The organism is Micromonospora sp. NPDC023737, from assembly GCF_040639715.1.
Classification (GTDB): Bacteria; Actinomycetota; Actinomycetes; order Mycobacteriales; family Micromonosporaceae; genus Micromonospora.
Window position 1 is genome coordinate 772,289 of sequence record NZ_JBFAAL010000001.1, and the last position, 25,718, is coordinate 798,006.

Below are 25,718 nucleotides of genomic sequence, written 5' to 3' on the forward strand. Positions count from 1 at the left end.
TCTTACTCCTCTTTACGGGTCAGTTGCGACAGGCTTGCCCATCGCGGGTCGATCTGCTGGTGGCTGTGGTCGGCCGGCAGATCGTCCCAATGCACCCCGCACTCGGGGCACAGGCCTGGGCAGTCCTCCCGGCAGAGCGGGTTGGTCGGCAGTGTGAGCACCACCGCGTCCCGCAACGCGGGTTCCAGGTCGATCAGATCGCCCTGCATCCGGCCCACCTCGTCCTCGTCGGTCGTGGTGTCCGTGGTGCTGTTCTCGTACGCGTACAGCTCCTGGATCCGCACGACCACCGAGTCGTTGATCTCGCGCAGGCAACGGCCGCACTCGCCCCGAACCGGACCACTGACGGTCCCCGAGACGAGCACACCCTCGGACACCGACTCCAACCTCAGGTCGAGGTCGAGGTCCGCGCCCTCCGGCACGCCGATCAGCTCTACGCCGAGGTCCTCCGGTGCCGGCACCACCTGCTTGACCGTACGCAACGCGCCAGGCCGACGCGGCAGGTCCCTCGTGTCGAGGACCAGCGGCGACCTGGGGTCGAGTGGGTTCGGCGTGTGTTTAGGCATAGTTAGACTCCGGCCGTACGAGGCCGACAAACGAGGTTACCTGGGCGACCGCCGGGCCGTCGAACCGGGGGCGACGCCCACCGCGCGTACCGGCTGGCTGTGGTGCCGCTCAGAAGGGTAGCGGGCGCTCCGCCTCGTCACCGCCGAAGGTTCCGATCTCACGCAGCGCATGCATCTTGTCGCGGCCGCGCTCGATCGAGGCGAGCGCCCGGGTGAGGAACTGCTCGAAGTTGGCCAGGGCGGTGTCGACGTAGTCGTCGACCTCCTCGCGCAGCCGCTGGGCCTCGGCCCGCGCCTCCGCGATGATCCGCGCACCCTCGTGCTCGGCGGAGACCGTGATCTCGTTCACCGAGACCAGGCGGGCGTGTTCTGCCTCACCCTCGCTGATGATCCGGTCGGCCTCTCGCTTGCCGGCTTCCATGATCTTGTCGCGCTCGTCCAGCAGCGCGGCGGCCCGACGCAGGTCGGCAGGGAGTTCGGCGCGCAGCTCGTCGAGGGCGGCGATCATCTCGCCGCGGTCGACCATGCAGTTGTTCCGCGACATCGGGACGGACCGCGCCGTATCCACCATGGCGATCAGTTCGTCGATGCGATCGAGCGGGTCCACCGGTACCTCACTCCTGTCGTTCGTCGGCCGATCTCCATGATGCGGGCTACGGCCAGTTTCCCGCTCCACCCATCATCTCGCGCGGCGCGGCCCGACCGCTCCCCCCGGCGGCCCGGCGAGTCGAGCCACCCGGCGGGTCCGGACCGACTCGCGACACTTCCCAACCAATCGCCCACGAGAGGCGGACGATGGCCCCGACCGTCGAACCGGCGGGTCAGGGGCGTGTGGGCGGGGAAAGGCGGGCGAGAAGCTCGGAGCGGACCCGGTCGGGGACGTGCGAGGAGACGTCGCCGCCCCACTTGGCCACGTCCTTCACCAGGCTGGAGGAGAGGAAGGAGTAGAGCGGGTTGGTGGGCATGAAGAGCGTCTCGACCCCGGCCAGCCCCATGTTCATCTGCGCCATCTGGAGCTCGTAGTCGAAGTCACTGACCGCGCGCAGACCCTTGACCAGCACGCTCGCGTGCTGCGCGCGGCAGAAGTCGACGAGCAGCCCGCGGAAGGACTCCACCCGGACGTTGTCGTACGAGGCGGTCACCTCGCGGAGCATGTCGATCCGCTCCTCGACGGTGAACAGGCCACTCTTCGACTGGTTGACCAGCACCCCGACGATCACCTCGTCGAAGAGCCGGCTCGCCCGGCCGATGATGTCGAGGTGTCCGTTCGTGACCGGGTCGAAGGAGCCGGGGCACACCGCACGTCTCATGATCGGCGACCGTACCAAAGTGTGGTCTCCCCGTAACGACGACTGCGCTCGCCGGTGACACCCGGCACCCAGCCCAACGGGGCACTCCGGCTGGACCGTTCCACCACCACGAGGGCGTCCGGCGCCAGCCAATCGTGCTCGACGAGGGCGGTCAGCATCGCCGTGATCTCCTCGTCCGACACGGCGTACGGCGGGTCGGCGAAGACCACGTCGTACGGCTCGCCCCCCGGCCCGCCGGCCAGCACCGTGGCCACCCGGCCGGTCACCAGGCGGACGGCGGGGCCGGCCCCGAGGGAGGCGACGTTGTCCCGGATCACCCGGGCCGCCCGGGCGTCCGCCTCCACCAGCAGGACGTGCTCGGCGCCCCGGGACAGCGCCTCCAGTCCGACGGCTCCGGAGCCGGCGTAGAGATCGGCGACGCGTGCGCCACTCAGGTCGACCTCTGTCTGCACCGCACTGAACAACGCCTCCCGCACCCGGTCGGAGGTCGGCCGGGTGCCCGCGCCGGGCGGCGCGGCGATCCGCCGCCCGCCGAACGTCCCCGCCACGATCCGGGTCACGGTCTCCCCCTGTCCATGCCCACGACGCTACGCGACGGCCGGCGCCCGGCGGACGCAGCGGGTCCGGCCTAGAAACTCGTACGGAGCAGCACCACCGACATCGATGCGGAGTCGCGACATGACTACTCGTAAATCTAAGATCACGGATCTACAACATCATCCTTAAGGATCGCTGAGCGCTGTAACGCGCAGCGCCGTATCGCTATGGTCTGCCGGGTGTCGGGCACGGCGTGACCACTCCGCCCCGCCCGACACGATCTCCTACCTCCAATCCCCCAGTCATGGAGTAGACGTGAATCGTCTGAGCTTCCGACGCGCCGTGGCGGTAGCCGCCGGCGCGCTGCTCGGCCTTGGCGGCGTCGCCACGTTCGCCGCCCCGGCCAGCGCCCACCACAGCGAGCTCAAGGTCACCGCCGAGTGCGACAGCGCCACGGGTGAGTGGGTCACGACCTGGACGGTCGGGACGGTCGCCCCCGAGGGTGTACGGAACTACAAGCTGATCCAGGCCGACGCCGTGAGCAAGATCGGCGAGCAGGTCGACCAGTTCACCATCGACGGCATCCAGGCCAGCGCCATGGAGGGCACGGAGTACCCGTACGCGGTGGGCGAGCCCGTGGTGGGTCAGGCCCGGCTGGCGAACGACGTCACCGAGGCGTCGCTGACCGTCCGCGCCAAGTGGGACAACGGGTTCACGGAAAACGAGGCGAAGAGCACCTCGATCAAGTTCAGCGAGAGCTGCGACAAGGTCGTCACCCCGCCGCCGTCCACCGCCAGCCCCAAGACCACGGTGACCGCCGACTGCACGGGCGACGTCGCGGTCAAGCTGGAGAACGGCGAGGAGGCGACCAAGCCGGCCTCGTTCACCGTCACCGGCACCGACGGCTTCAGCGAGAAGGCGACCGTCGAGCCGGGCAAGAACAAGACCGTCAAGGTCCCGGCCGAGAACGCCGGCAAGATCACCGTCACCGAGGAGGGCCAGGAGGAGCCGCTCTTCGACGACAAGCCCGCCGCGGCCGAGGACTGCGTCAAGCCCGGCGAGCCGTCGGGCGGCTACCTGTCGACCTGCGACGAGCTGCTCTTCGAGATCTCGAACCCGACCGACGGCGAGACGGTCACCCTCACCTTCACCCCGAACAAGGGTGAGGCCAAGACGCTGACCGTCGAGCCGGGCAAGACCGGCACCGTCGCCTTCAAGGCCGAGGAGGGTCTGACCGTCACCCCGACCGGCGACGGCCTCGACGAGACCGAGCCGATCGCCTGGGAGAAGCCCGAGGAGTGCGACACTCCGGCTCCGGGCCAGGGTGGCGGCGAGGACGAGCCGACGCTGCCGCTGACCGGTGCCGCCACCAGCGCCATCATCGCCGGTGCGGCCGTGCTGCTGGCCGCCGGCGTGGTGCTGTTCCTGGTGGCGCGTCGCCGTAAGGTGCGCTTCACCGCCTGAGCACCAGTGAACTGAACCGAGGGCGCGTCGACCATCCGGTCGGCGCGCCCTCGGCGTACGTGCACGGCCCTCGCCGCCCCCGCCGGGCCATCCCGGTCGGGGTGCGTCACCCCTTCTCCAGGTACTCCGCCCGTTCCTCGTCGACCAGGGCGGCCACCGAGGCAGCCAGCGCCGGATGCGCGGTCAACTCCGGATCCTCCTCGACCAGTGCGATCGCCTCGGCCCGCGCGTCCCGGATCAGATCCGCGTCGCGCAGCAGGGACAGCAGGCGTAGGTGCGATCGACGCCCGGACTGGGTCGCACCCAGCACGTCGCCCTCACGGCGCTGCTCCAGATCGAGTTCGGCGAGCTTGAAGCCGTCCGTGGTGGAGGCCACCGCGTCGAGCCGTTCCCGGGCGGGAGTGCCCTCCAGCGCCTCGGTGACCAGCAGGCACAACCCGGCCGCCGAACCCCGCCCGACCCGACCTCGCAGCTGATGCAGCTGGGACACGCCGAACCGGTCGGCGTCCAGCACGATCATCACGGTGGCGTTCGGCACGTTCACCCCGACCTCCACCACAGTGGTGGCGACCAGCACGTCGAGCTCCCCGGCGGCGAACGCCCGCATCACCGCGTCCTTCTCGTCGGCGGGCAGGCGCCCGTGCAGCACGCCGATCCGCAGCCCGTGCAGCGGCCCCTCGGCCAACAGCGGCGCCACCTCGGTCACCGCCAACGGCGGACGCCGCCCGGAGTCGTCCTCCCGGGGCGCCTCCTCCTCCGCGGCCGGCCCGTCACCGATCCGCGGGCACACCACGTACGCCTGGTGCCCGGCCGCGACCTCCTCGCGCAGCCGACGCCAGGCGCGGTCGAGGAAGGCCGGCTTCTCGGCGGCCGGCACCACGTGCGAGCCGATCGGCGACCGCCCCTGCGGAAGCTGGGAGAGGGTGGAGATCTCCAGGTCGCCGTAGACCGTCATCGCCACGGTGCGCGGGATCGGAGTCGCCGTCATGACCAGCACGTGCGGCGGCTGGTCGGCCTTGGCCCGCAACGCGTCCCGCTGCTCCACCCCGAAGCGGTGCTGCTCGTCGACCACCACCAGCCCCAGGTCGGCGAAGTCGACTCCTTCGTAGAGCAGGGCGTGCGTACCGATCACGACGCCGGCGCGTCCCTGCGCCACCTCGGCGAGCGCCCGGCGTCGGGCCGCCGCGCCGAGCGAGCCGGTGACCAGCTCCACCCGGGTCGCGTCGGGTGCGGCGTCCAGCTCCCCGGCCCGACCGAGCGGGCCGAGCAGGTCGAGGATGCCCCGGTAGTGCTGGGCGGCCAGCACCTCGGTCGGCGCGAGCAGCGCCGCCTGCCCGCCGGCGTCGACGACCTGGAGCATCGCGCGCAACGCGACCACGGTCTTGCCCGAGCCGACCTCGCCCTGGAGCAGCCGGTGCATCGGATGCGCGGTGGCCAGGTCCGCGGCGATCTCCCGACCGACGGTCTGCTGCCCGGAGGTCAGCTCGTACGGCAGCCGGGCGTCGAACGCGTCCAGCAGCCCGCCCGCACGCGGCTCCCGGGCCTTCGCCGGCCAGTCGGCGGCCCGGTGCTTGCGCTGCACCAGCGTCAGCTGCACGGCGAACGCCTCGTCCCACTTGAGCCGGCGCCGGGCGCGGTAGAGCTCCTCCTTGCTGGTGGGCCGGTGGATCTCCCGCAGCGCGGACCCGATGCCCACCAGATTTCGGCTGCCCCGCACCGCCGCCGGAAGCGGATCCTCCGGCGGGGTGAACGTGTCCAGGACCACCCGGACGCACCGGGCGATCACCCAGGTCGGCACCGCCGCGGCCGCCGGGTAGACCGGGATCAGCGCACCGGCGAACTCCTCGACCTCCTCGTTGGCCGCCGCCTCGCCCTCGCCTCCCTCACCGAGCAGGACGTACTCCGGGCCGTTGAGCTGCCGCTTGCCCCGGAACTCGGTGACCTTGCCGGCGAAGAGCCCCCACCGCCCGGGGCGCAGCTCGCGCTCGCGCCAGGCCTGGTTGCCGAAGAAGGTGAGGGTGAGGACACCGCCGGAGCCGTCGCCCACCGTCACCTCGAGCAGGTTGCCCCGGCGCTGGCGCATCGGCCGCACCGCGGTGCGCTGCACCTGGGCCAGCACCGTCACCTGCTCACCGACGTCCAGGGAACGGATGTCGGTGTGCTCGCCGCGCTCGTCGTAGCGGCGCGGGAAGTGGTAGATCAGGTCGCCGGCGGTGTGCAGGTCGAGGTGGGACGCCAGGGCCTTGGCGGTCTTCTCCCCGACCAGCTTCTTCAACGGCGTGCCCACCCCGGCCGCTTCACTCATGACGCTCACCCGCGCCGAATCCGATGATCTGCTCGCTCATTCGACCCCCACCAGGAGCGGATAGTGCGGTTGCCCACCCGGGTACGCGTGCACCTCCACGAACGGCCAGCGACTCCCTACGTGCGCGCGGACCGCTTCGACGAGCCCGGCCGGTGCGTCGGCTCCGGAGATCAGGGTGACCAGCTCGCCGCCGCCGCCGAGCATCCGGTCGACCACCGCGACGCAGGTGCCCACGAGATCGGCGCCGATCAGGTGCACCTCCCCGTCGACCAGGGCCAGCACGTCGCCGGGCGCGCACGGCCCGGCGACGGTGAGCGCCGCGCGACTGGCGTGGCAGACCTCGGCGTAGCGGCAGGCCCCCGCCGCCTCGGCCATGGCGATGACGTCGTCCTCGAAGCGTCGCCCCGGGTCACGGACCGCCAGGGCGGCCAGCGCCTGCACCGGGGAACGGGTGGGCACCACACTGACCTTGACACCCAGACGGTGCGCCTCCTTCGCGGCGGCGCTCGCCACCGCTTCGGTGTTCCCGTCGTTGGGCAGCACCACCACCCGCGCCGCACCGGTGGCCCGGATGGCGTCCAGCAGCTCACCGGTGGACGGGTTCCCCGGAACCACCGTGGCACCCTCGCCGCGGAAGAGTTCGGCGATCCCGGCGCCGGGCGCCACCACCACGGCCGCCCGGCCGTCCGTGGCGGAGGGCGGTGGCGCGGTCTGGTCCGCGAAGCGGGTCACCGAGATCCGGTGCGGCCGGCCGGCGACCACACCCGCCTCGATCGCCGCGCCGACGTCGTTGACGTGCACGTGCACGTTCCAGGTGCCGACGTCGGCGGCGCCGTCCCCGACGATCACGACGGAGTCGCCCAACGCGTCGAGCACACCGCGCATCCGGTCGACCGCCGCCCGATCGGCGTCGAGCAGGAACTGCACCTCGTACGCGTACCGGTCGGAGCCGGCCTCCCGGACGGCGGTGGCGGGCGGGACGACCGCCCGCGGTGCGGGCACCGGCCGGGCCGGACGCTCCCCGGTCACGACCTCGACCAGGGCGTCCAGCAGCAGACACATTCCCCGGCCGCCCGCGTCGACGACGCCGGCCCGGGCCAGCGCGGGCAGTTGGTCGGGGGTGCGCGCCAGCGCCGCCGCGGCTTCCCGCGCCGCGGCCCCGGCCACGGCGCACAGGTCGTCGGTGTCCGCCTGCGTCGCCGCGGCGGCCGCCGCGGCGACCACGCTGAGCAGGGTGCCCTCCACCGGTCGGGTCACCGCCCGATAGGCGGCGGCGGTCGCGTCACCCAGCGCGGACGCCAGCGCCCGCCCACGTACCGCCGGCACCGCGCCGGCCGCGTCGGCGAAACCACGCAGGATCTGCGAGAGGATCACCCCGGAGTTGCCCCGGGCGCCGAGCAGGGCACCCCGGGCCATCAGCCGCAGCGCGTGCCCGTGCGGCGTGGCCTCGCCGTCGGGGAGCGTGTCCAGGTCCATGGCGAGCGCCTGCTGGGCCGAGGTCAGCGTGAGCACCATGTTCGTGCCGGTGTCGCCGTCGGGCACGGGGTAGACGTTCAACTGGTCGATCTCGGTCTGGTGCCGCTTGAGCGCGGCCAACCCGTCCGCGCACCAGCGGCGGACCGCGGCGGCGTCGAGGGTGTCCAGCACGGCGAGAAGCCTACTGGCGGCGGCGGACACCCGCCGGGCTCGCCCGGCGTGTCCCGCGGCCGCCCGCTATCCTGCTCGGCGGCTCCGGCACGCTGACCGGCGCTCGCCGCCCCGGCCCGGTTGGGCAGACCGGCAGGTCATCGGGTAACCTGGCCAGGTTGCCCGGGCAGCACCTGCGGCCGGCGACCTCATGAACGTTTCAATCTCAGGAGTATCCCGTGGCTAGCGTGTGCGACGTCTGTGGCAAGGGGCCGGGCTTCGGCCACAACGTGTCCCACTCGCACCGGCGGACCAACCGCCGCTGGAACCCGAACATCCAGTCGGTGCGTACCCCGGCCGGTGGCGGCACCACCAAGAAGCTGCAGGTCTGCACCTCGTGCATCAAGGCCGGCAAGGTCACCCGCGCCTGATCCGGCGGTAGCCGACCACACCCGATCACGACCAGCCGGCGGACTCAGGTCCGCCGGCCTTGTCGTATATCCGAGGTCTGACAGGTAGCCGACGAGGCATAGACCATCGCCGTGTGTCCGGTTAGGGTCTCCCTGCGCTGAGCGCCGGATCGTCCGGTGCGGCGCTCACGGGGAGGGGCAGGCCGTGCAGGACCTGGGCCGGGAGCAGATGATCATCGTCGGGGCCTCGCAGGGAATGCTGCGCTGGCTCGCCGACGATCTACCCGCCGGAAGCGTCGTGCTCATCGAGGAACCCGACGTGATCCGCCGCCGGGACATCGGTCGCCTCACCACGGAGCTGCCCTTCATCTCCCGGGTCGTCCCCGCCGAGTACCAGACGGGCCTCGACGCGGACGCCCTGATCGCGCGCGAGCCCGGGCTCACCAACGCCCGGCTGGTGATGCCCGGTTTCGAGTGGTCGGTGGCTGCGAGCGCCAGCCTGGCCGAGGCGCTCGGGCTACCCGGCGCCGGGACCGCTGCCGCCGAGATCTTCACCGACAAACACCGGATGCGGCTGCTGGCAGCCGAGGCCGGCCTCGCCAACCCGGCGTTCGAGCTGGTCGACGACCCGGCCGCGGCGACCGCGTTCGCCCGCCGGCACGGCGGCCGGTGCGTGCTGAAGCCCACCCGCCGCTCGGGCAGCCTGGGCGTGCAGATCCTCACCGATCCGGAGCTGATCGCCGACGCCTGGGCGGAGACCGCCGATCCGATGCTCACGCCGGAGGTCGCCGCTCGCGGGCTGCCCAGCGCCGTCCTCGTCGAGCAGGTGCTCGACGGACGGGAACACAGCGTCGAACTGCTGGTCGTCGACGGTGAGGTCATCTTCGGCAACGTCACCGACAAGCGGGTGATGCTCGGACGACGCCCGGTGGAGGCGGGGCACACCGTGCCGTCCCTGCTGCCCGACGACGCCCAGCAGGCGCTGCTCGGCGCGGCCGCCCGGCTGGGCCGGGCCGCCGGCTTCGGCACCGGCGTGCTGCACAGCGAATGGATCATGGCTGACGGCGTCCCGACCCTGATCGAGTGTGCCGCGCGGCTCCCCGGCGACATGATCACCGCGCTGATCTCGATCGCGTACGAGTGCGGGTTCGTCGAGGCTTACCTGCGGACGCTGCGCGGCGAGCGGCCCACCCTACCCACCAGGACGACCGGCGCGGCGGCGACGGAGTTCCTGGTCGCCCCGCCCGGCACCGTCACCGCCATCGAGGGCGTCCGGGCGGCCCGCCGGGTCGCCGGAGTGCTGCACGTGCAGTTCGATGTCGCGATCGGCTCGGCGGTCGCCGAGGTGACGCACTCGCTGGCCCGCAGTGGGCACGTGACGGCCTGGGGTGCCGACCCGACCGAGGCCACCGCGGCGGCCGGCAAGGCTGCCGAGCAGATCCAGATCGTCACCGCTTGAGGCCTGTTTCATCAGGCTCGCCCGAGCGAGCCGAGGTCCAGGCGGCGGTCCGGCGGTGCCGGACGGAGCGGTGTCAGAGGGTACGGCCGAACGAGATGCAGCCCGGCGAGTCCTTGTAGTAGCCGAAGTTCGGGATGCGCTCGTAGCCGGCCGAGGCGTACATGGCGACCGCCTCGGGCTGCTGGTCGCCGCACTCCAGGATCATCCGCTTGCGCCCGTGGGCGAGGGCCGAACGCTCGATCGCCGCCAGCACCGTCCGGGCCACGCCGCGCCCCCTGGCCTCGGGGGCGGTGTACATCCGCTTCAGCTCGGCCGTGTCGCCCTCCGCGCCGTGGCCGCGCCAACCGCCGCAGCCGACGGGCTCACCGTCGAGGTAGGCGACGAGGAACGTGCCGTCCGGCGGGACGAACTCGGCCGGGTCCACCGGCGTCTCGTCGCCGCTGCCGCCGTACCGCGCGCCCAGGTCGGCCAGCGCGGCCCGGATGAGCTTCTGCGCCACCGCCGAGTCGAACGGCACGACGCGGATATCGATCTCACTCACCGGCAAAGGGTACGACCCTCATCGGAAGTGGTCCCAGCCAGGCGATCCTGTGTACGGGCTCCCGTCGACCGTCACCCCGGAACCCGCGGTCACCTCGCCGATCGGCCGCCACGGCGCGGGCAGGGCCACGTCCGGCGGGAAGGTCGCGGCCAGCGCGTGGTCCTCGCCGCCGCTGAGGAGCCAGGCGTACGGGTCGGCGCCCAGCGCCTGCGCCGCGTCGCGCATCTGCGGGGGCACCTCGAACGCGTCCCGCCGCACGTCGACAGCGACCCCGCTGGCCTTCGCCACGTGTCCCAGGTCGGCCAGGAGCCCGTCCGAAACGTCGATCATGGCGGTGGCCCCGAGTTGGGCGGCTTGCGGCCCCGCCGGGTAGGGCACCTCCGGCCGGCGGTACGCCTCGACGAGCAGCCGGGGCGTACGGAACCCGCGGGAGAGCACGGTCAGCCCGGCCGCCGCGTAACCGGTCCGACCGGCGAGGGCGACGACGTCGCCGGGACGTGCGCCGGAGCGCACCACCGGCGCTCGTCCGTCGAGGTCGCCCAGCGCGGTCACGGCGATGGTCAGCGTGGGGCTGGCCGACATGTCGCCGCCCACCACGCTCGCGCCGACCGTGGCCGCCTCGGCCGCCAGCCCGTCGGCCAGTTCCTCCGCCCAGCTCAGTTCGAGCTCCGCCGGCATGCAGAGCGCGACCAGCAGTGCGGTCGGGGTCGCACCCATGGCCGCGATGTCGGCCAGGTTCGCCGCCGCCGCCCGATGCCCGATGTCCCGGGCGCTGCCCCAGTCCCGCCGGAAGTGCCGCCCCTCGACCAGCACGTCGGTCGACGCGGCGACCCGGCCGTCCGGGGCGGCGATCACCGCCGCGTCGTCACCGGGCCCCAACAGGGTGGCCGGCCCGTGCGACAGGCGGGCGGTCACCCGCTCGATCAACCCGAACTCACCGACCGCTGCGACGCTCACTCGGTCACCCTCGTTCCGCTCCTGCTGCCCGGCCCCGCCGTGCTCGCTCAACGCATCTCCTCGACCACCGATAGGGATCGGACCTGCACCGTAGGGTAGTTTCACCCTTCGGGCCGCTCGACGCGGCGACGGAGGGAGGTCGAGTCGTGGTACAGGCGTACATCCTCATTCAGACGGAGGTCGGCCGCGCGCGTGACGTGGCCGGCCGGATTGCCGACCTCGCCGGCGTGGTACGCGTCGACGCTGTCACCGGCCCGTACGACGTGGTCGTCCTCACCGAGGCGAACACCGTTGACGAGCTCGGCAAACTCATCGTCAGCAACGTGCAGATGGTGCCCGGCATCACCCGCACCCTCACCTGCTCCGTGGTGCGTCTTTAAGTGGACAAGATCACTGAATCCCCCACCGACGACCGGACCGACGAGCTGTCGGACGAGGCGCCTACGGGTGCCCGGCGTGGCCAGGAGGGCACGAACCGGCGCGCGGCCCTGATCGCGACGTTGGTCGCGCTGCCGATCACGCTGCTGGTGGGCGTGCTCGCCTTCATCCAGCTCGCGCCGGACTCGCCGGCGCCCGAGCCTAGCCCGTCGGCCACCGCTGCCCGGCCGCAGTCGACCGCGCCGGTCGAGATGGCCGCTCCGGCGCTCGCCAACCGGCCGGCCGTCCTGTGCCGTGCGCTGCTCTCCCAGCTGCCACCGACCGTCCGCGATCTGCACCAGCGTCCGGTGACCGCCGGTCCCGAGCAGAACGCCGCCTACGGGGACCCGGCGGTCACCCTCGCCTGCGGCGGCACCGAGCCCTCGCTCCCGCCCACGTCCGACGTCTACTCGGTCAACAAGGTCTGCTGGTACGCCGACGAACAGCCGGACGCCACCGTGCTCACCACCGTCGACCGGGAGACCGCGGTGACGGTGCGGGTACCGCGCGAGTACGGGGCGGCGTTGCAGTGGGTGCCGCAGATCTCGGACACGATCGTGGCCGCGGTTCCGTCCGGCGGCGACATTCCCGCCGGCTGCCGCGGCTGACCTCGCCCCACCGGGCGGGCCCGCCCGCCCGGTCCTGGTCGCCCGGCACCTGCGGCGGTTGCTCGGGCGTCAGCGCAGGCCGACGCCACGGGCGAGGGCGGTACGGACCAGGCGGTCGACCAGTTTCGGATATTCCAGCCCCGACATCGCCCACATCTTCGGAAACATCGACGACGGCGTGAAGCCCGGCATCGTGTTGACCTCGTTGAGGTAGACGTCCAGTTCGGGGGTGACGAAGAAGTCGGCCCGGGCCAGGCCGGCGCAGTCGAGCGCGGTGAAGGAACGTACCGCGTAGTCCTGGATCTCCCGGGTGACCCGCTCGGGCAGGTTGGCCGGGACGTCGTACTCGCAGGACGTCGCCGAGTCGATGTACTTCGCCTGGAAGTCGTAGAACTCGTGGTCGGCGACCAACCGGACCTCGGCGATCACCGACGCCTCGGGGCTACCGCCGGCCTCCCCCTCCAGCACGCCGCACTCGACCTCGCGGCCGACGATGGCGCTCTCCACGAGCACCTTCGGGTCGGTCTGCCGGGCGAGGGCGACCGCCGCGTCCAGGTCGGACCAGTCGTTCACCTTGCTCACGCCGACAGACGACCCGGCCCGGGACGGCTTGACGAAGACCGGCAGGCCCAGCCGTTCCCTGTCGGCGTCGCTCAACGTCATCCCGTTGCGCAGCACCGCGTACGGGCCGATCGGGATGCCCTCGGCGGCGCAGAGCTTCTTGGTGAACTCCTTGTCCATGGCGGCGGCCGAGGCGAACACGTTCGCCCCGACGTACGGGATGCCCGCCATCTCCAACATGCCCTGGATGGTGCCGTCCTCGCCGTACGCGCCATGCAGGACGGGGAAGACCACGTCCACGTCGGCGAGCGCGCGGGGACCCTCGATCTGGTCGAGGACCATCAGCCCGCGCCCGGTGGGGTCGGCGCGAAGCACCAGGTCCACGCCGGAGTCCGCGGTGATCTCCGGCAGCTGCCGGGCCCGGATGACGAGTTGCTCCGGCTCGCCGTCGGTGAGCACCCACTGCCCGGCCCGTGTGATGCCCACCGGCACCACCTCGTACTCGTCCGGGTCGAGGGCGCCGATCACGCCTCCGGCGCTGACGCAGGAGATGCCGTGCTCCGGGCTGCGACCGCCGAAGACGACGGCCACGCGGGTCTTGCCAGGGGTGCTCACTCCGGTCACCTCTCGGGTCGACGGGCGCTGGTCCCTCACCGGTGACCTTACTGTGCGTGGTGGAGGCTGCGGGCGATACCAGCCGAGACGCGGCGACCTCCGAATTCGGTCAGCAGGTGTTTACGGTGAGTAGCAGCCCAGAGTGCATGCATCCGCGCACCGCCACGGTGCGCGGGTACGCCCGGCGCCCCCCACTAGGCTGCGTGGCCCGCGACCCGGGCGACGAGGATGCTCAGGCGTCGATGCAGCGGCCGATCGCGCGCATCGGTCTACGCCGGATCGTGTCGGCGACCGAGGACTACTCGGGGGCGGACCTGGCGCACCTCCGCGAGACCGCGGCCGAGCACGCGATGGCGGATCGGTCCGCACCGGCGAGGTACGCATGATCGAGCAGCGGGGCTTCGACCGGGCCCTCGGGGAGGTTCCTCCGTCGACCCGGCCCTTCGGCGCCGGCCGCGGTGGCTCCGATGTGGTCAGTCACGGGAATGTCGCCGTCCGACGGCGATCACCTTCACCCGCTGCCGGCCGGCTCGGACCATGCCCAGCGCCATGAAGGCGCCGGCGATCCGCTCGGCCGCCTCGCGGTTGCTGGCACCGACAACCTGGCGGCGCCGTTCCGGAGAGGTCCGCTCGTTGCGGCCGTTCCCTTCGAACGGGCGCACGTCGGTGAGCACCACCAGGAAGCGGGTCATCGCCGGCTCCCGGGGGGGCCGGGGTGGACTCGCGGACCGGTACGCACGCTCACTCCCTTCCGCCAGGTGGGAACGGCGCGGCACGCGGCGATCGGGTACGGGGGAGAAACCCGACCGCCGCGCGCCCCATCCCCTCCGGTCGCTCACCACCACCGTCGCCACGACAACCGGCGGTGAGGACGCTGTAACAGATTGACAGGTGTGCAGGCGTGAATGCAACTCTCACTGGCGTTCTCTCATGTACCGATTCCCAGAAAAATGTGCAACCATCGATGTATGGCTCCGAAGACCGCCCGCGCCCGCCGTCTCGGGCTCGCCCTGCGCACCCACCGGGAGGCAGCCGGCCTGACCCTGGAAGCGGCGGCCGACGAAATCAGCAGCACCCGTAGCACCCTCTCGCGCTACGAGAACGCCCAGTCACCGGTCAAACCCGCGACCGTACGCGCCCTGCTCACCCTCTACGGCGTCGCCGCGGAGGAGATCGCCGCGGCGGTGCAGCTCGCCAAGGACGCCCGGAAGCCCGGTTGGTGGGTGTCCTACTCGTACCTCCTGGATCGCCGCACCATCGACTTCATCGCCCTGGAGGCCGAGGCGACCGGCATCGCCAACTTCGAGCCCTCGGTGGTGCCCGGCCTGCTCCAGACCGCCGACTACATCCGCGGCGTCATGCGGGGCGGCCCCCACACCCTCAGCGACGACCAGGTGGAGCAGCGGGTCAAGCTGCGCCTCGACCGTCAGCAACGACTCACCGGTGACGCCCCGCCCATCCTCGACGCCATCATCGACGAAGGCGCGCTGCTGCGACCGGTCGGCGACCGACCGGCGATGGAAGGCCAGCTCCGGCACCTGGTGAAGATGGCCGAGCTGCCGAACATCACCGTCCAGGTGATCCCGATCGCCGCCGGCTACCACCGGGGCACCCGTGGGTCGCTGCACATCCTGGAGTTCGCCGACCCGGAGGACCCGATCATCGCCTCCGTGGAGACGGTGGCCGGTCAGATGATCCTCGACGGTCCCGGTGACCTGCGCACCTGCACCAAGATCATGGAGCACCTGCGGACCGTCGCGCTCAGCCCCGCCGACAGCCGCGACAAACTTCTCGACCTCCTGAAGGGACGGTAGGACGGATGACACCGACGATCAGCGCGGCCCTGGCCGCGGCCGCCTGGCGCAAGAGCAGCCGCAGCGGCGACCAAGGCGCCTGCGTGGAGGTGGCCCTGATCCCCGACCTGGTTGCCGTACGCGACTCCAAGGATCCGCACGGCCCGGCGCTCCTCTTCACACCGGCGGCCTGGGCCGCGTTCGCCCAGGCACCGCCGCAGCCCTGACCTCCGGCGTCCGGCCACCGCTGGCCGGACGCGCGGACCCGGCCGGCCGCCGGTGGGCGGTGGCCGACCGGCCCGCGCTCAGGTCATCACCGGCCGGGGCGCCGGACCGCCGCGCAGCGCCTCCAACGCGGCGATGGCCACGCCGCGCGCGCCGGCCATGTCCCGGTCCGGTACCAGGGCGAAGGTGGCGACCGCGGCCTGCTCCTCGCGCAGCGTGGTGTGCTCGCGAACGGTCGCCAGGAACCAGTCGCGGAATTCCGGCGCCGCCTCCACCACGCCGCCACCGACGAAGTACGCGTGCGGATCGGTGAAGTTCGCGGCGATGGTGAACAGCCGGCCGATGGCTGCCGCCTGCTGAGTGAAGATGGCACGGGCCAGTTCGTCGCCCCGCTCGCCGTAGCCGCGCACCAGACGTGCCGCCCGGCCCAGCGGCTCGGCGGCCAGCGGATGGTCCGGATACCGGCCCAGCCAGTACGGCAACAGGTTGCGCTCGATGGCCGTCAGCGAGGCGACGCTCTCCACGTCTCCGCCGAACCCGCAGGCACAGGCCGGCACGGGCTGGTCCGGGGCGAGCAGTCCGGTGAGCGGGATGTGCACGTGACCTAGTTCGCCCGCCATCCCGGCCGCCCCGGAGATCACCCGGCCGTTCTCCACCACCCCACCACCGAGACCGGTGCCGACGATCGCGGAGACCGACGACCGGACCATCGCGTCGGCTCCGAAATGGACATGGTGGGCGTAGAGCGCGGCCGCGTTGCCGTCGTTGTGATAGGTCACCGGCAGATCGAGTCTCCGCTCGAGCGCACCGCGCACGTCGAAGCCCCGCCAGGCGGGTTCGGAGAAGTTGGTCGAACCACGTGAGGAGATCACTCCGGTGGCGCTGGCCGGGCCGGGGGTGTCCAGTCCCACCGCGCGTACCAGCTCACGCGGCACACCCGTGTGGGCCAGGACGCCGTCCAGCGCGCGGGCCAGCGCCTCGATCGCCGCCTCCGGCCCGGCGTGCACCTCGCTCGGGATCTCCACCAGCTCGTCCACCAGGAACCGACCGTCCACCGTCAGGACTGTGGCGTTGTTGCTGCTCCCGCCGTTGTCCAGCCCGACCACCACCGGCACCCCTGCGCTGCCCACGCCCACCCCTCCCCCCACGAACCTGATCAGAGGCTAGTTCGATCTCCATCGGCCCACCAGGCTCCGGCCGGCCCCGTGGTCGGATCGGGTGACCGGAACACCCGACCCGAACGAGTGCGGGCTCAGGCCGGGCGGCGACCGGTGACCGCCGTGGCGTCCCGTTCCTCGTCGTGCCGTACCCGAGGCACCAGGCCGGCCGCGGTGAACGCCGCGCTCAGCGCGTCGGCCTGCCTCTCGGACGCCTCCACGACCAGGTGTCCACCGGGCGCGAGCCAGTGGGCCGCACCGGCGGCCACCCGGCGCAACACGGACAGCCCGTCCGGGCCACCATCGAGCGCCACCGGCACCTCGTGCAGACGCGCTTCCTGTGGCATCAGCGCCACCGCCGCCGTCGGCACGTACGGGGCGTTGGCGACGACCAGGTCCAACCGGCCCCGCCACTGCTGCGGCAGCGGTGCGAACAGGTCGCCCGCGAACACCGGGACGGCCAGGCCCGCGAGGTTGCGTCGGGCGCAGGCCACCGACGCCGGGTCTATGTCGACGGCGGCCAGCCAGCGTGGTTCGAGCCGCCGCGCCAGAGCCAGCGTGGTCGCGCCCGAGCCACAACACAGGTCGGCCACGGCCGGGGACGGGCCGGCGAGCTCCGCCGCGACCTCCACCAACAGAGCGGTACGCCGGCGGGGCACGAACACGCCCGGGTCGACGGCGATCCGCAGCCCGCAGAACTCGGCCCAGCCGAGCAGGTACTCCAACGGTTCACCGGCGATCCGGCGTTCGACGAGGCCGGCCAACGCCACTGGGGACTCGGCGGCGTCGAGCAGCAGCTCCGCCTCGTCCTCGGCGAAGACGCAACCGGCGGCACGTAGCTGCCGCACCAGGGCGGAACGATCGAGGTGGGACGGCACGGTCATGGCAAACCTCCGGGGATGCTCGTCGGCGCCCCCGGTGGCCGCTATCGGCGCGGCCTGGACTCGGAGGGGAGCGCCGGTCCTGCTGTCGGTCGGATCGGACTCACCTCCTCAGGTCGGGGGCCCGGCACCGGGCCACCCGGAACGATAACCAACCGCGGCGGCGATCAGTTGGTCGGGCCCGCGGCGTCCAGCGCGGCGGCGATGTCGGCCACCAGATCGGCGGTGTCCTCCACGCCGCAGGAGAGGCGGACGAAGCCCGCGGAGGTGTCGTCCCCCCACTGGGCCCGCCGGTCCGCCGTGGTGTGCAGGCCGCCGAAGGAGGTGGCCGCGACGACCAGCCGGGCGGCGTCGATGAACCGGGCGACCCGGTCGGCGTCGCCGAGGTCGAAGGAGAGCACCCCCGGCATCCGGCGCATCTGCGCCGACGCCACCGGGTACGCCGGATCTTCCGGCCGGCCCGGCCAGCGCAGGCCGGTCACGTCCGCGCGGCCGGCGAGCAACGCGGCGACCGCCTCAGCGTTGGCCGACTGCCGGCCCAACCGCAGGTCCATCGTCGCCAGCGAGCGATGCGCCAGCCACGCGTCGAACGCGCCCGGAACCGCCCCGGTGGCGTTGCGCCAGAGCGTGACCGCCTCGATCAGCTCCGTCGACCGGCTGGCCACGTAGCCGAGCAGCAGGTCGGAGTGGCCGGTGAGCGCCTTGGTGCCCGAGGCGACCACCAGGTCCGCGCCGAGGTCCAACGGTCGCTGCCCGAGCGGGGTGGCGGTGGTGTTGTCCACCGCGAGCAGCGCGCCCGCCGCGTGTGCCAGGTCGGCCAGCGCGGCCACGTCGACCACGTCCAGCCCCGGGTTCGCGGGAGTCTCCACCAGCACGAGCCGGACCCCCTCCAGCGGTGGGTACGGCCCGACCGTCGGCACGAAGACCACCCGCACGCCCATCGGCTCCAGCGTGTCGGTGGCGAAGGCCCGGACCGGAAAGTACCCGTCGGCGGGAAGCAGCACCGTGTCACCCGGACGCAGCACGGTGAGCAGCAGACCGGTGATCGCCGCCTGCCCACTGGCGAAGACCCGGCAGTCACCGCCCTCCAACTCCCCGACCGCGGCCTCCAGCAGCCGCCGGGTCGGGTTGTCGGGGCGGCCGTAGCCGTTCGCCGCGCCCGCCGGCCCCTGCCACGGGTCGAGGTGGTACGGCGCGGCGAAGACCGGGCCCGGCAGGAAGGGCTGCCCCGGCGCCGGCTCGGGCAGGCCCGCGTGCACGCAGCGGGTGCCGTCCCCCAGCTCGCTCATTCGGTCCTCACTCATACGACTCGGGCTTGGCGGTACGGCTCATCAACGTGTCGACCGCGATCCGGGGATCCATCCCCTCGTGGCAGATCCGCTCGACCTGCTCGGTGATCGGCATCTCCACACCGTGGGCCCGGGCCAGGTCGCGGATCGAGAGGCAGCTCTTCACACCCTCGGCGGTCTGCCGGGTGGCGGTCTGCGCCTGCTCCAGCGTCTCGCCCCGCCCCAGGTGCTCACCGAAGGTGCGGTTGCGCGCCAACGGCGAGGAGCAGGAGGCGACCAGGTCGCCCATGCCGGCGAGGCCGGCGAAGGTGATCGGGTCCGCCCCGAGCGCCACGCCCAGGCGGGCGGTCTCGGCCAGCCCCCGGGTCATCAGCATCGCCCGGGTGTTGTCGCCGAAACCCATCGCGGTGGCGATGCCGTACGCCAGGGCGATCACGTTCTTGACCGCCCCGCCCAGCTCGCAGCCGATCACGTCGTCGTTCGTGTACGGGCGGAGGTAGGGCGTCCGGATCGACGACTGCACGAGCGCTGTCCGCCGGCTGTCCGTACCGGCCACCACGGTCGCGGCCGGCTGCTCGGCGGCGATCTCCGGAGCCAGGTTCGGACCGGAGACGACCACGACCCGCCGCGCCGCCACCCCGGCGGCCTCGACGATCACCTCGCTCATCCGCTTGGTGGTGCCGAGTTCGATGCCCTTCATCAACGACACGAGCGTGGCGTCCGGGTGTACGTGGCCGGCCCACTCGGCGAGGTTGGCGCGCAACGTCTGCGACGGTACGGCCAGCACCACCAGCTCGGCGTCGGTGATCGCCTCGGCGGCGTCGGTGGTCGCGGTCACGTGCTCCGGCAGGACCAGGTGCGGCAGGTACTCCGGGTTGCGCCGCTCGGCCCGCAGGGTGTCGGCGACCGGCTGCCGCCGCGCCCAGATGGTCACCTCCCGGCCGGCATCGGCGAGGATCTTGGCGAACGCGGTGCCCCAGGAGCCGGCACCGAGCACCGCGACGTGTCCGCTCCGCTCGCTCACGCCGACTCGCCCTGCTGCTGGCGCTGCGAACGGTTCGATCGCTCCCAGAGCGGCGGGGGTGTGCCGCCGCGGATCTCGGCGAGCATGTCCCGCAGCCGCAGCATGATCGTGTCGCTGACCTCCTCGAGGACGACCCGACCGGGGGCGGCGCCCGCCCACCGGCTCAGGTCGATAGGCGGGCCTGCCACCACGGTCACCGGGATCCGCGGGCGCAGGCTGAGCCGGCTCGTCCGCGGGTCGAAGATCCGCTCCGGACCCCACATCGCGACCGGGACGACCGGAGCGCCGGTGGCCAGCGCGAGCCGCGCGGCGCCGGTCTTGCCCCGCATCGGCCACAGGTCCGGTTCCCGGCTCGTGGTGCCCTCCGGGTAGATCACCACGGCGTCGCCGGCCTGGACCGCCTTCACCAGCGTCGCGAGCGACCGGGCCGCGTCGACGGTGCCCCGCTCCACCGGGATCTGGCGGCAGCGGTGCAGGATCCACCCCAGCACCGGCACCCGGAACAGGCTCGCCTTCGCCAGGTACTGCGGCCAACGGCCCGCGTCGAAGATGAAGTGCGCGGAGACCAGCGGGTCGGCGTGCGACAGGTGGTTCGCCACGATGATCACGCCGCCGTCCTGCGGCAGGTGTTCCATGCCCTGCCAGGTCCGCCGGGTCCACACCGACATGATCGGCTTCACCAGCATCGCGGCCAACCGTGGCCAGAATCCCAGTCTCCGCCGTGCCACCGCGCCTCCTCGTGCCGCTCGGGGTCCGCGCACCGGACCGCCGGCGCTCCCCGCAGCGGAAATCATGCCTGCTCGCCCATGGTGCGGGCCAGCGAGGGTACCGACGACCAGCTGGCAGGATTGTGGCGTGAGTCAGCCGAGGTGGGCCGTGGTGGTGCCGGCGAAGCGCCTGACGGCGGCGAAGAGTCGCCTGCGTGGAGCGCTGCCGGGCGTACCCCACGAGGAGTTGGCGTTGGCCCTGGCGGCCGACACGGTCCGCGCGGTGCGGGCCTGCCCGGTGGTCGCCGACGTGCTCCTCGTCACCGACGACGCCCGGATCGGCGCCGTGGCCCGGGAACTCGGGGCCCGGGTGCTGCCGGATCCGCCGACCGCCGGGCTGAACGCGGCCTTCCGGCACGGCGCGGACGTCGCGGGTGCCGGCTGGGTGGCCGGCCTCACCGCGGACCTGCCGGCGCTGCGTCCCGCCGACCTCGCCGACGCGCTCCGTGCCGCCGCGGACGGCCCGACGGTACGGCGGTACGTGGCCGACGCCCCGGGTGACGGGACGGTGCTGCTCACCAGGCCGCCCGGTGTGGCGCTGCGACCCCACTTCGGGACGCGCTCGGCGGCGGCGCACGCCGCGAGCGGGGCGCTGCCGTTGACCGGCGAATGGCCGAGTCTGCGGCGCGACGTGGACACGGCGGCGGACCTGACCGCCGCCGCCCGGCTCGGGTTGGGGCCGCACACCGCCGCGCTCACCGTCGACTGCGCCGCCGCACCGGGCTGAGCCGGTCCGCCGGTGTACGGTGCTCGCATGCAGGGCACGGTGGCCACCTACGACGCGGCGACCCGCAGCGGCGTGCTGCTCCTCGACGACGGCACCGAGCTGCCCTTCCCGGCACGTGCCTTCGACGCTTCCGGCCTGCGCCTGCTCCGTCTGGGCCAGCGGGTACGGGTGGAGACCGACGCGGCCGGCGAGGTGCTGCGGGTGACATTGCCGACGATGATCTGACCAGTCGGCTCGAAGTTCATTTTGCGTTCACCCGTATCGGGTGATTATGGGCGGGTGAGCACCCCTCGCGAGGATCCCGCCCAGCCCGTCACCGAAGAGTCAGCGGCCCGTAACGGCAACCGGCGGCGCGGCACCGACGGCCGCTTCCGCGCCGACCGTCCGGCCGAGCACGCCCGCGCCGAAACTCCCGAGGCCGACGCGGCGGCCGCCTCCAGCGGGTTGGAGGAGGTGCTCGACCCGGTCGCCGAGGCCGGGCCGGTGAACCTGCCCCCCGTGACGGCCGCTGCCGGGGAGGACCCGCCGGAGGCGGCCCCGCTGCCCGAGGATCGGTTCCTCAACCGGGAACTCTCCTGGCTCGACTTCAACGCCCGGGTGCTCGCCCTCGCCGAGGACCCACGCACCCCGCTGCTGGAACGCGCCAAGTTCCTGGCCATCTTCGCCAGCAATCTGGACGAGTTCTACATGGTCCGGGTCGCCGGACTGAAGCGCCGTCTGCAGGCCGGGCTGCCGGTTCGTGGCGGGGATCGGATGCCGCTGCGCACCCAGCTGGGCCTGATCGCCGAGAAGAGCGCCGCCCTGGCGGCCCGGCACGCCGCGACCTTCGTCGAGGACGTGCTCCCGCAGCTCGCGGACGAGGACATCCGCATCATGCGCTGGGGCGAACTGGACGACGCGGAGCGGGACCGGCTGCGCGCGTACTTCCGCGAGCAGATCTTCCCGGTGCTCACGCCGCTGGCGGTCGACCCGGCGCACCCGTTCCCGTACATCTCGGGGCGGTCACTCAACCTGGCCGTGGCGGTACGCGATCCCGACGGTGGGTCGGAGCTCTTCGCCCGGGTGAAGGTGCCCAACAACGTGCCCCGCTTCGTCCGCGTACAGCGCGACCGGCCCGGCGTGCGGATGCTGCCGGTGGAGGACCTGATCTCGGTGCATCTCGGCCAGCTCTTCTCGGGCATGCAGGTGGTCGAGTGTCACCTGTTCCGGGTCACCCGCAACGCCGAGGTGGAGGTCGACGAGGACCGGGACGAGGATCTGCTCCAGGCCCTGGAACGGGAGCTGGCCCGGCGGCGGTTCGGCCCGCCGGTACGGCTGGAGGTGGCCGCCTCGATCACCGACTACATGCTCGACCTGCTCGTCCGCGAACTCGACATGGACGACCAGGACGTGCTGCGGGTGCCCGGCCTGCTCGACCTTTCCGCGCTGTGGCAGCTCTACGGGGAGGCGGACCGGCCGGACCTGAAGGACAAGCCGTTCGTACCGGCCACCCACCCACGGCTCACCGAGGGCGAGGTGCCGCGCAGCGTGTTCGCCACGCTGCGCGACGGGGACATCCTGGTGCACCACCCGTACCACTCGTTCGCGACCAGCGTGCAGCGCTTCATCGAGCAGGCCGCCGCCGACCCGAACGTGCTGGCCATCAAGCAGACCCTCTACCGCACCAGTGGCGACTCCCCCATCGTCGACGCCCTGGTCGACGCCGCCGCGGCGGGCAAGCAGGTGGTGGTGCTGGTGGAGGTGAAGGCCCGCTTCGACGAGGTGGCCAACATCGGCTGGGCCCGGACGCTGGAACGGGCCGGCTGCCACGTCGTGTACGGCCTGGTGGGGCTGAAGACGCACTGCAAGACCGCGCTGGTGGTACGGCAGGAAGGCAACCAGATTCGCCGCTACTGCCACATCGGCACCGGCAACTACCACCCGAAGACGGCCCGGCTCTACGAGGACTTCGGGATGCTCACCGCCGACCCGGAGATCGGCGCCGACCTGACCGACCTCTTCAACGTCCTCACCGGCTACAGCCGGCAGACCGCGTACCGCCGGCTGTTGGTGGCGCCGCAGGGCATCCGCCGTGGCCTCATCGAGCGGATCGAACGGGAGATCGCCCACGTCCGGCTGGGCATGCCCGGCCTGGTCCAGTTCAAGGTGAACTCGCTGGTCGACGAGGCCGTCACCGACGCGCTCTACCGCGCCTCCCAGGCCGGCGTCCACGTCGACCTGCTGATCCGCGGGATGTGCACGCTGCGGCCGGGGGTGCCGGGGCTGTCGGAGAACATCCGGGTCCGTTCGATCCTCGGCCGTTTCCTGGAGCACTCCCGGATCTTCCGATTCGGAAACAACGGCGACGCCGAGTTCTGGATCGGTTCGGCCGACCTGATGCATCGGAACCTGGATCGGCGGGTCGAGGCGCTGGTGCAGGTCACCGACCCGGTCGCCCGGGCCGAACTGGACCACGTGCTGACCGCCGCGATGAGCCCCGATGTGGAGGCGTTCGAGCTGGCCGAGGAGGGCACGTGGACCCGCCGGGCCGGTACGGCGGAGGATCCGTTGGCCCATCTTCAGGAACTGCTGCTGACCCGCGCCGGTGGCACCCCGGGCTGACGGCCACGGGGCATAGGCTGACGACGTGAGGCGAGAGCGACGCGGGAACGCGACGGGCGGGGGCCGTACGCCGTCCGCGCCGCCGGCCGTCGCCTCGTGGGTACGGCCACGGCCCGGGTCCACGCGAGCCGGACTGCCGCGATGACCGAGATCCGCGCGGCCGGCGGGGTCCCGTGGCGACCTGGTGCCGGCGGAACCGAGGTGTGCGTGGTCCACCGGCCCCGCTACGGGGACTGGACGCTGCCGAAGGGCAAGCTGGAACCGGCCGAGCACCCGCTGGTTGCCGCCGTCCGCGAGGTGGCCGAGGAATCCGACGTGCGGGGGGTGCCGCAGGTCCGGCTGCCGTCCGCGCACTATCGCAGTGAGGGCCACCCGAAAGTCGTCGACTACTGGTCGATGCGGGCGGTGGCCCACGGCGGCTTCCAGCCCGACACCGAGGTCGACGAGGTGCGCTGGCTTCCCGTAGACGATGCGGCCCGGTTGGTCAGCTATCCGCACGACGCCGAGGTGCTGGCCGCGTTCGCGGCCCTTCCCCCGGTGACCGCGACCCTGCTGGTGGTCCGGCACGGCCACGCCGGCATGCGGGGTGCCGGAACCGGGCCGGACACCGCGCGGCCGCTGGACTCCGAGGGCTGGGCGCAGGCGTACGCGTTGGCGGAGCTCGTGGCGCTGATCCGCCCGCAACGGCTGCTGTCCGCATCGCCCCGGCGATGCGTGCAGACCCTCGACCCGGCCGCTGCCCGCCTGGACCTGCCGATCGAGGTCTGCAGCGACCTGGACGAACCGCGAGCGGGCCAGCAGCCCGACGAGCGGGCCCTCGCCCTCGCCGGCTGCCTGCTGGGCCTGGCCGGTGCCGGCGGTACTGCGGCGGTGTGCAGTCAGGGCAAGGTGATTCCGAGGGCGCTGGAACAGCTCACCGGCCGCGTCGGGGAGGATTTCAGCACCCCGAAGGGCGGGGGCTGGCTGCTGGCGTTCGCCGGCGACACCCTGCTCACCGCCGAGCGCCTCTGACCTCTCGACGCCCACTCGTCACGGCGGCGCCCCGGCCGGTCCGCTCGGCGCCCGGTCGACACGGGTGCGTCGAGGTCCGGCATCGCCCACCGACGTCGAGGCACGCGCGTCGAGCGATCAGGTCGAGCCCGTACACGGCGAAGGGCGTCCACCCGCCGGGTGGACGCCCTTCGAGCCGACCGGTCAGCGCCGGGTGGCTGCCTTCTTGGCCGGGGCCTTCTTGGCCGGAGCCTTCTTTGCCGCTGTCTTCTTCGCCGGCGCCTTCTTCGCCGCCGTGGTCTTGGCCGTCGCGGTGGTCTTCTTCGCGGCGGCGGTCCGACCCGCCGCCGCGGTCTTCCGCGCCGGAGCGGCCTTCTTGGTCGCCGCCGCCTTGGTCGCCGCAGTGGTCTTGGTCGCCTTGGTCGCGGCCTTCTTCGCCGCCGTGGTCTTCTGCGCGGTCGCCGTGGCCTTGGTGCCGGTCGCCTTGGCACGAGTGGCCTTGGCGCCGGTGGTCTTGGCGGCCGCGGTGGTCTTCTTCGCCGCAGCCGTGGCCTTCGGCACCTTGCCGCTGGCCACCATCTCCTTGAAACCGGCGCCGGCGCGGAAGGTCGGGACGGATGTCTTCTTGACCTTCACCGCCTCACCGGTCCGAGGGTTCCGGGCTGTTCGCGCGCCCCGTACACGCTTTTCGAACGCTCCGAATCCGGTGATCGCCACCTTCTCGCCCTTGGTGACCGCCGCCTGGACCTCAGCGAGGACCGCGTCGAGCGCGGCCGTCGCCATCTTCCGGTCTCCCAGGCGAACGGCGAGCGCCTCGATGAGCTCGGCCTTGTTCACGACTTCCTCCCGATTGTGCAACTGACTCGACGCGAGCCATTCTGCGCGCAC

Annotated in this window: 28 protein-coding genes; 12 read left to right on the forward strand and 16 right to left on the reverse strand. The window is 72.5% G+C overall.

The annotated features are described in order from the left end of the window. Nucleotides 1-2 precede the first annotated feature (2 nt). The 4 genes from AB0F98_RS03370 to rsmD all read right to left on the reverse strand — a co-directional run bounded on the left by AB0F98_RS03370 (nt 3) and on the right by rsmD (nt 2,436). Entirely contained in the window at nt 3-566 is a 564-nt protein-coding gene (locus AB0F98_RS03370) for a YceD family protein (RefSeq protein ID WP_355147601.1), read from the reverse strand. Nucleotides 567-675: 109 nt separating this feature from the next. Beyond that, the gene (locus AB0F98_RS03375) at nt 676-1,173 is read right to left on the reverse strand and encodes a hypothetical protein (RefSeq protein ID WP_076470488.1); all 498 of its coding nucleotides are present in this window, start codon (nt 1,171-1,173) and stop codon (nt 676-678) included. A 214-nt stretch (nt 1,174-1,387) separates the two neighbouring features. After that, on the reverse strand, nt 1,388-1,876 hold the full coding sequence (gene coaD / locus AB0F98_RS03380; protein WP_357727899.1) for a pantetheine-phosphate adenylyltransferase: 489 nt from the start codon (nt 1,874-1,876) through the stop codon (nt 1,388-1,390). Further along, nucleotides 1,873-2,436, reverse strand: a complete 564-nt coding sequence (gene rsmD / locus AB0F98_RS03385) for a 16S rRNA (guanine(966)-N(2))-methyltransferase RsmD (protein WP_357727902.1) — start codon at nt 2,434-2,436, stop codon at nt 1,873-1,875. The genes coaD and rsmD overlap by 4 nt, the downstream gene beginning before the upstream one ends. A 292-nt stretch (nt 2,437-2,728) precedes the next feature. Between rsmD and AB0F98_RS03390 the strand changes: the two genes are divergently transcribed. After that, nucleotides 2,729-3,877 (forward strand): LPXTG cell wall anchor domain-containing protein, encoded by a 1,149-nt coding sequence (locus AB0F98_RS03390; protein ID WP_357727905.1) that lies wholly within the window; start codon nt 2,729-2,731, stop codon nt 3,875-3,877. 106 nt (nt 3,878-3,983) lie between these two features. Here the strand turns inward: AB0F98_RS03390 and recG are convergent, their stop codons facing one another. Continuing rightward, a complete protein-coding gene (gene recG / locus AB0F98_RS03395) occupies nt 3,984-6,182 on the reverse strand; it encodes an ATP-dependent DNA helicase RecG (RefSeq protein ID WP_357727908.1) in 2,199 nt (732 codons plus the stop codon). 36 nt (nt 6,183-6,218) lie between these two features. Then, nucleotides 6,219-7,829, reverse strand: a complete 1,611-nt coding sequence (locus AB0F98_RS03400; protein WP_357727911.1) for a DAK2 domain-containing protein — start codon at nt 7,827-7,829, stop codon at nt 6,219-6,221. Between the two features lie 218 nt (nt 7,830-8,047). Here AB0F98_RS03400 and rpmB point away from each other — a divergent pair, with 218 nt between their 5' ends. Both rpmB and AB0F98_RS03410 read left to right on the forward strand, forming a co-directional pair. Then, nucleotides 8,048-8,239 (forward strand): 50S ribosomal protein L28, encoded by a 192-nt coding sequence (gene rpmB, locus AB0F98_RS03405; protein WP_013284551.1) that lies wholly within the window; start codon nt 8,048-8,050, stop codon nt 8,237-8,239. A 184-nt stretch (nt 8,240-8,423) separates the two neighbouring features. Beyond that, a complete protein-coding gene (locus AB0F98_RS03410; protein ID WP_357727914.1) occupies nt 8,424-9,677 on the forward strand; it encodes an ATP-grasp domain-containing protein in 1,254 nt (417 codons plus the stop codon). A gap of 73 nt (nt 9,678-9,750) precedes the next feature. Here AB0F98_RS03410 and AB0F98_RS03415 read toward each other — a convergent pair whose 3' ends face one another. After that, complete coding sequence (locus AB0F98_RS03415; protein WP_357727917.1) at nt 9,751-10,218, reverse strand: GNAT family N-acetyltransferase; 468 nt, start codon at nt 10,216-10,218, stop codon at nt 9,751-9,753. Between the two features lie 18 nt (nt 10,219-10,236). Further along, nucleotides 10,237-11,175, reverse strand: a complete 939-nt coding sequence (locus AB0F98_RS03420) for a thiamine-phosphate kinase (protein WP_357729063.1) — start codon at nt 11,173-11,175, stop codon at nt 10,237-10,239. A gap of 146 nt (nt 11,176-11,321) precedes the next feature. On the opposite strand from AB0F98_RS03420, the gene AB0F98_RS03425 reads away from it, so the two are divergent. Both AB0F98_RS03425 and AB0F98_RS03430 read left to right on the forward strand, forming a co-directional pair. Then, the gene (locus tag AB0F98_RS03425; RefSeq protein ID WP_076470483.1) at nt 11,322-11,555 is read left to right on the forward strand and encodes an Lrp/AsnC ligand binding domain-containing protein; all 234 of its coding nucleotides are present in this window, start codon (nt 11,322-11,324) and stop codon (nt 11,553-11,555) included. A 45-nt stretch (nt 11,556-11,600) separates the two neighbouring features. Beyond that, nucleotides 11,601-12,200 (forward strand): DUF3515 domain-containing protein, encoded by a 600-nt coding sequence (locus AB0F98_RS03430; protein WP_357729066.1) that lies wholly within the window; start codon nt 11,601-11,603, stop codon nt 12,198-12,200. 69 nt (nt 12,201-12,269) lie between these two features. On the opposite strand, the gene AB0F98_RS03435 is transcribed toward AB0F98_RS03430, so the two are convergent. Beyond that, on the reverse strand, nt 12,270-13,376 hold the full coding sequence (locus AB0F98_RS03435) for a D-alanine--D-alanine ligase family protein (RefSeq protein WP_357727920.1): 1,107 nt from the start codon (nt 13,374-13,376) through the stop codon (nt 12,270-12,272). Nucleotides 13,377-13,501: 125 nt separating this feature from the next. Between AB0F98_RS03435 and AB0F98_RS03440 the strand changes: the two genes are divergently transcribed. After that, nucleotides 13,502-13,762 (forward strand): hypothetical protein, encoded by a 261-nt coding sequence (locus AB0F98_RS03440; protein WP_357727923.1) that lies wholly within the window; start codon nt 13,502-13,504, stop codon nt 13,760-13,762. Nucleotides 13,763-13,849: 87 nt separating this feature from the next. Here AB0F98_RS03440 and AB0F98_RS03445 read toward each other — a convergent pair whose 3' ends face one another. After that, entirely contained in the window at nt 13,850-14,068 is a 219-nt protein-coding gene (locus tag AB0F98_RS03445; protein ID WP_350787020.1) for a hypothetical protein, read from the reverse strand. 276 nt (nt 14,069-14,344) lie between these two features. On the opposite strand from AB0F98_RS03445, the gene AB0F98_RS03450 reads away from it, so the two are divergent. Both AB0F98_RS03450 and AB0F98_RS03455 read left to right on the forward strand, forming a co-directional pair. Further along, nucleotides 14,345-15,190, forward strand: coding sequence for a helix-turn-helix transcriptional regulator (locus AB0F98_RS03450; RefSeq protein ID WP_357727927.1), 846 nt, complete (start codon nt 14,345-14,347; stop codon nt 15,188-15,190). A 5-nt stretch (nt 15,191-15,195) separates the two neighbouring features. Further along, entirely contained in the window at nt 15,196-15,396 is a 201-nt protein-coding gene (locus AB0F98_RS03455) for a DUF397 domain-containing protein (RefSeq protein WP_357727930.1), read from the forward strand. A gap of 78 nt (nt 15,397-15,474) precedes the next feature. On the opposite strand, the gene AB0F98_RS03460 is transcribed toward AB0F98_RS03455, so the two are convergent. From AB0F98_RS03460 to AB0F98_RS03480, 5 genes are all read right to left on the reverse strand, one after another. Then, nucleotides 15,475-16,524, reverse strand: a complete 1,050-nt coding sequence (locus tag AB0F98_RS03460) for an ROK family protein (RefSeq protein WP_357727933.1) — start codon at nt 16,522-16,524, stop codon at nt 15,475-15,477. A 122-nt stretch (nt 16,525-16,646) separates the two neighbouring features. Then, a complete protein-coding gene (locus tag AB0F98_RS03465; protein WP_357727937.1) occupies nt 16,647-17,435 on the reverse strand; it encodes a putative protein N(5)-glutamine methyltransferase in 789 nt (262 codons plus the stop codon). A gap of 164 nt (nt 17,436-17,599) precedes the next feature. Further along, nucleotides 17,600-18,721, reverse strand: a complete 1,122-nt coding sequence (locus AB0F98_RS03470) for a cystathionine gamma-lyase (protein WP_357727940.1) — start codon at nt 18,719-18,721, stop codon at nt 17,600-17,602. Nucleotides 18,722-18,728: 7 nt separating this feature from the next. Further along, a complete protein-coding gene (locus AB0F98_RS03475; protein ID WP_357727943.1) occupies nt 18,729-19,745 on the reverse strand; it encodes an NAD(P)H-dependent glycerol-3-phosphate dehydrogenase in 1,017 nt (338 codons plus the stop codon). Then, complete coding sequence (locus AB0F98_RS03480) at nt 19,742-20,473, reverse strand: lysophospholipid acyltransferase family protein (protein WP_357727946.1); 732 nt, start codon at nt 20,471-20,473, stop codon at nt 19,742-19,744. Before AB0F98_RS03480 ends, AB0F98_RS03475 begins: the two co-directional genes overlap by 4 nt. Nucleotides 20,474-20,600: 127 nt before the next feature. Between AB0F98_RS03480 and cofC the strand changes: the two genes are divergently transcribed. The 4 genes from cofC to AB0F98_RS03500 all read left to right on the forward strand — a co-directional run bounded on the left by cofC (nt 20,601) and on the right by AB0F98_RS03500 (nt 24,851). Further along, the gene (cofC, locus tag AB0F98_RS03485) at nt 20,601-21,239 is read left to right on the forward strand and encodes a 2-phospho-L-lactate guanylyltransferase (RefSeq protein ID WP_357727949.1); all 639 of its coding nucleotides are present in this window, start codon (nt 20,601-20,603) and stop codon (nt 21,237-21,239) included. Between the two features lie 27 nt (nt 21,240-21,266). After that, nucleotides 21,267-21,464 (forward strand): cold-shock protein, encoded by a 198-nt coding sequence (locus tag AB0F98_RS03490; RefSeq protein ID WP_076470471.1) that lies wholly within the window; start codon nt 21,267-21,269, stop codon nt 21,462-21,464. Nucleotides 21,465-21,518: 54 nt separating this feature from the next. Beyond that, nucleotides 21,519-23,840: an RNA degradosome polyphosphate kinase gene (locus AB0F98_RS03495; RefSeq protein ID WP_357727952.1), complete on the forward strand. Its 2,322-nt coding sequence runs from the start codon at nt 21,519-21,521 to the stop codon at nt 23,838-23,840. 141 nt (nt 23,841-23,981) lie between these two features. After that, nucleotides 23,982-24,851, forward strand: coding sequence for an NUDIX hydrolase (locus AB0F98_RS03500; RefSeq protein ID WP_357727955.1), 870 nt, complete (start codon nt 23,982-23,984; stop codon nt 24,849-24,851). 183 nt (nt 24,852-25,034) lie between these two features. Here AB0F98_RS03500 and AB0F98_RS03505 read toward each other — a convergent pair whose 3' ends face one another. Beyond that, complete coding sequence (locus AB0F98_RS03505) at nt 25,035-25,667, reverse strand: HU family DNA-binding protein (protein WP_357727959.1); 633 nt, start codon at nt 25,665-25,667, stop codon at nt 25,035-25,037. Between the last annotated feature and the right edge of the window lie 51 nt (nt 25,668-25,718).

What these genes read in the sequence shown, in the direction of transcription:
- AB0F98_RS03490 (WP_076470471.1), top strand. Translation starts at nt 21,267, where the DNA reads ATGCAGGGCACGGTGGCCACCTACGACGCGGCGACCCGCAGCGGCGTG.
- AB0F98_RS03500 (WP_357727955.1), top strand. Translation starts at nt 23,982, where the DNA reads ATGACCGAGATCCGCGCGGCCGGCGGGGTCCCGTGGCGACCTGGTGCC.
- AB0F98_RS03470 (WP_357727940.1), bottom strand. Translation starts at nt 18,721, where the DNA reads ATGAGCGAGCTGGGGGACGGCACCCGCTGCGTGCACGCGGGCCTGCCC.
- AB0F98_RS03465 (WP_357727937.1), bottom strand. Translation starts at nt 17,435, where the DNA reads ATGACCGTGCCGTCCCACCTCGATCGTTCCGCCCTGGTGCGGCAGCTA.
- coaD (WP_357727899.1), bottom strand. Translation starts at nt 1,876, where the DNA reads ATGAGACGTGCGGTGTGCCCCGGCTCCTTCGACCCGGTCACGAACGGA.
- AB0F98_RS03455 (WP_357727930.1), top strand. Translation starts at nt 15,196, where the DNA reads ATGACACCGACGATCAGCGCGGCCCTGGCCGCGGCCGCCTGGCGCAAG.
- AB0F98_RS03450 (WP_357727927.1), top strand. Translation starts at nt 14,345, where the DNA reads ATGGCTCCGAAGACCGCCCGCGCCCGCCGTCTCGGGCTCGCCCTGCGC.
- recG (WP_357727908.1), bottom strand. Translation starts at nt 6,182, where the DNA reads ATGAGTGAAGCGGCCGGGGTGGGCACGCCGTTGAAGAAGCTGGTCGGG.
- AB0F98_RS03370 (WP_355147601.1), bottom strand. Translation starts at nt 566, where the DNA reads ATGCCTAAACACACGCCGAACCCACTCGACCCCAGGTCGCCGCTGGTC.
- AB0F98_RS03445 (WP_350787020.1), bottom strand. Translation starts at nt 14,068, where the DNA reads ATGACCCGCTTCCTGGTGGTGCTCACCGACGTGCGCCCGTTCGAAGGG.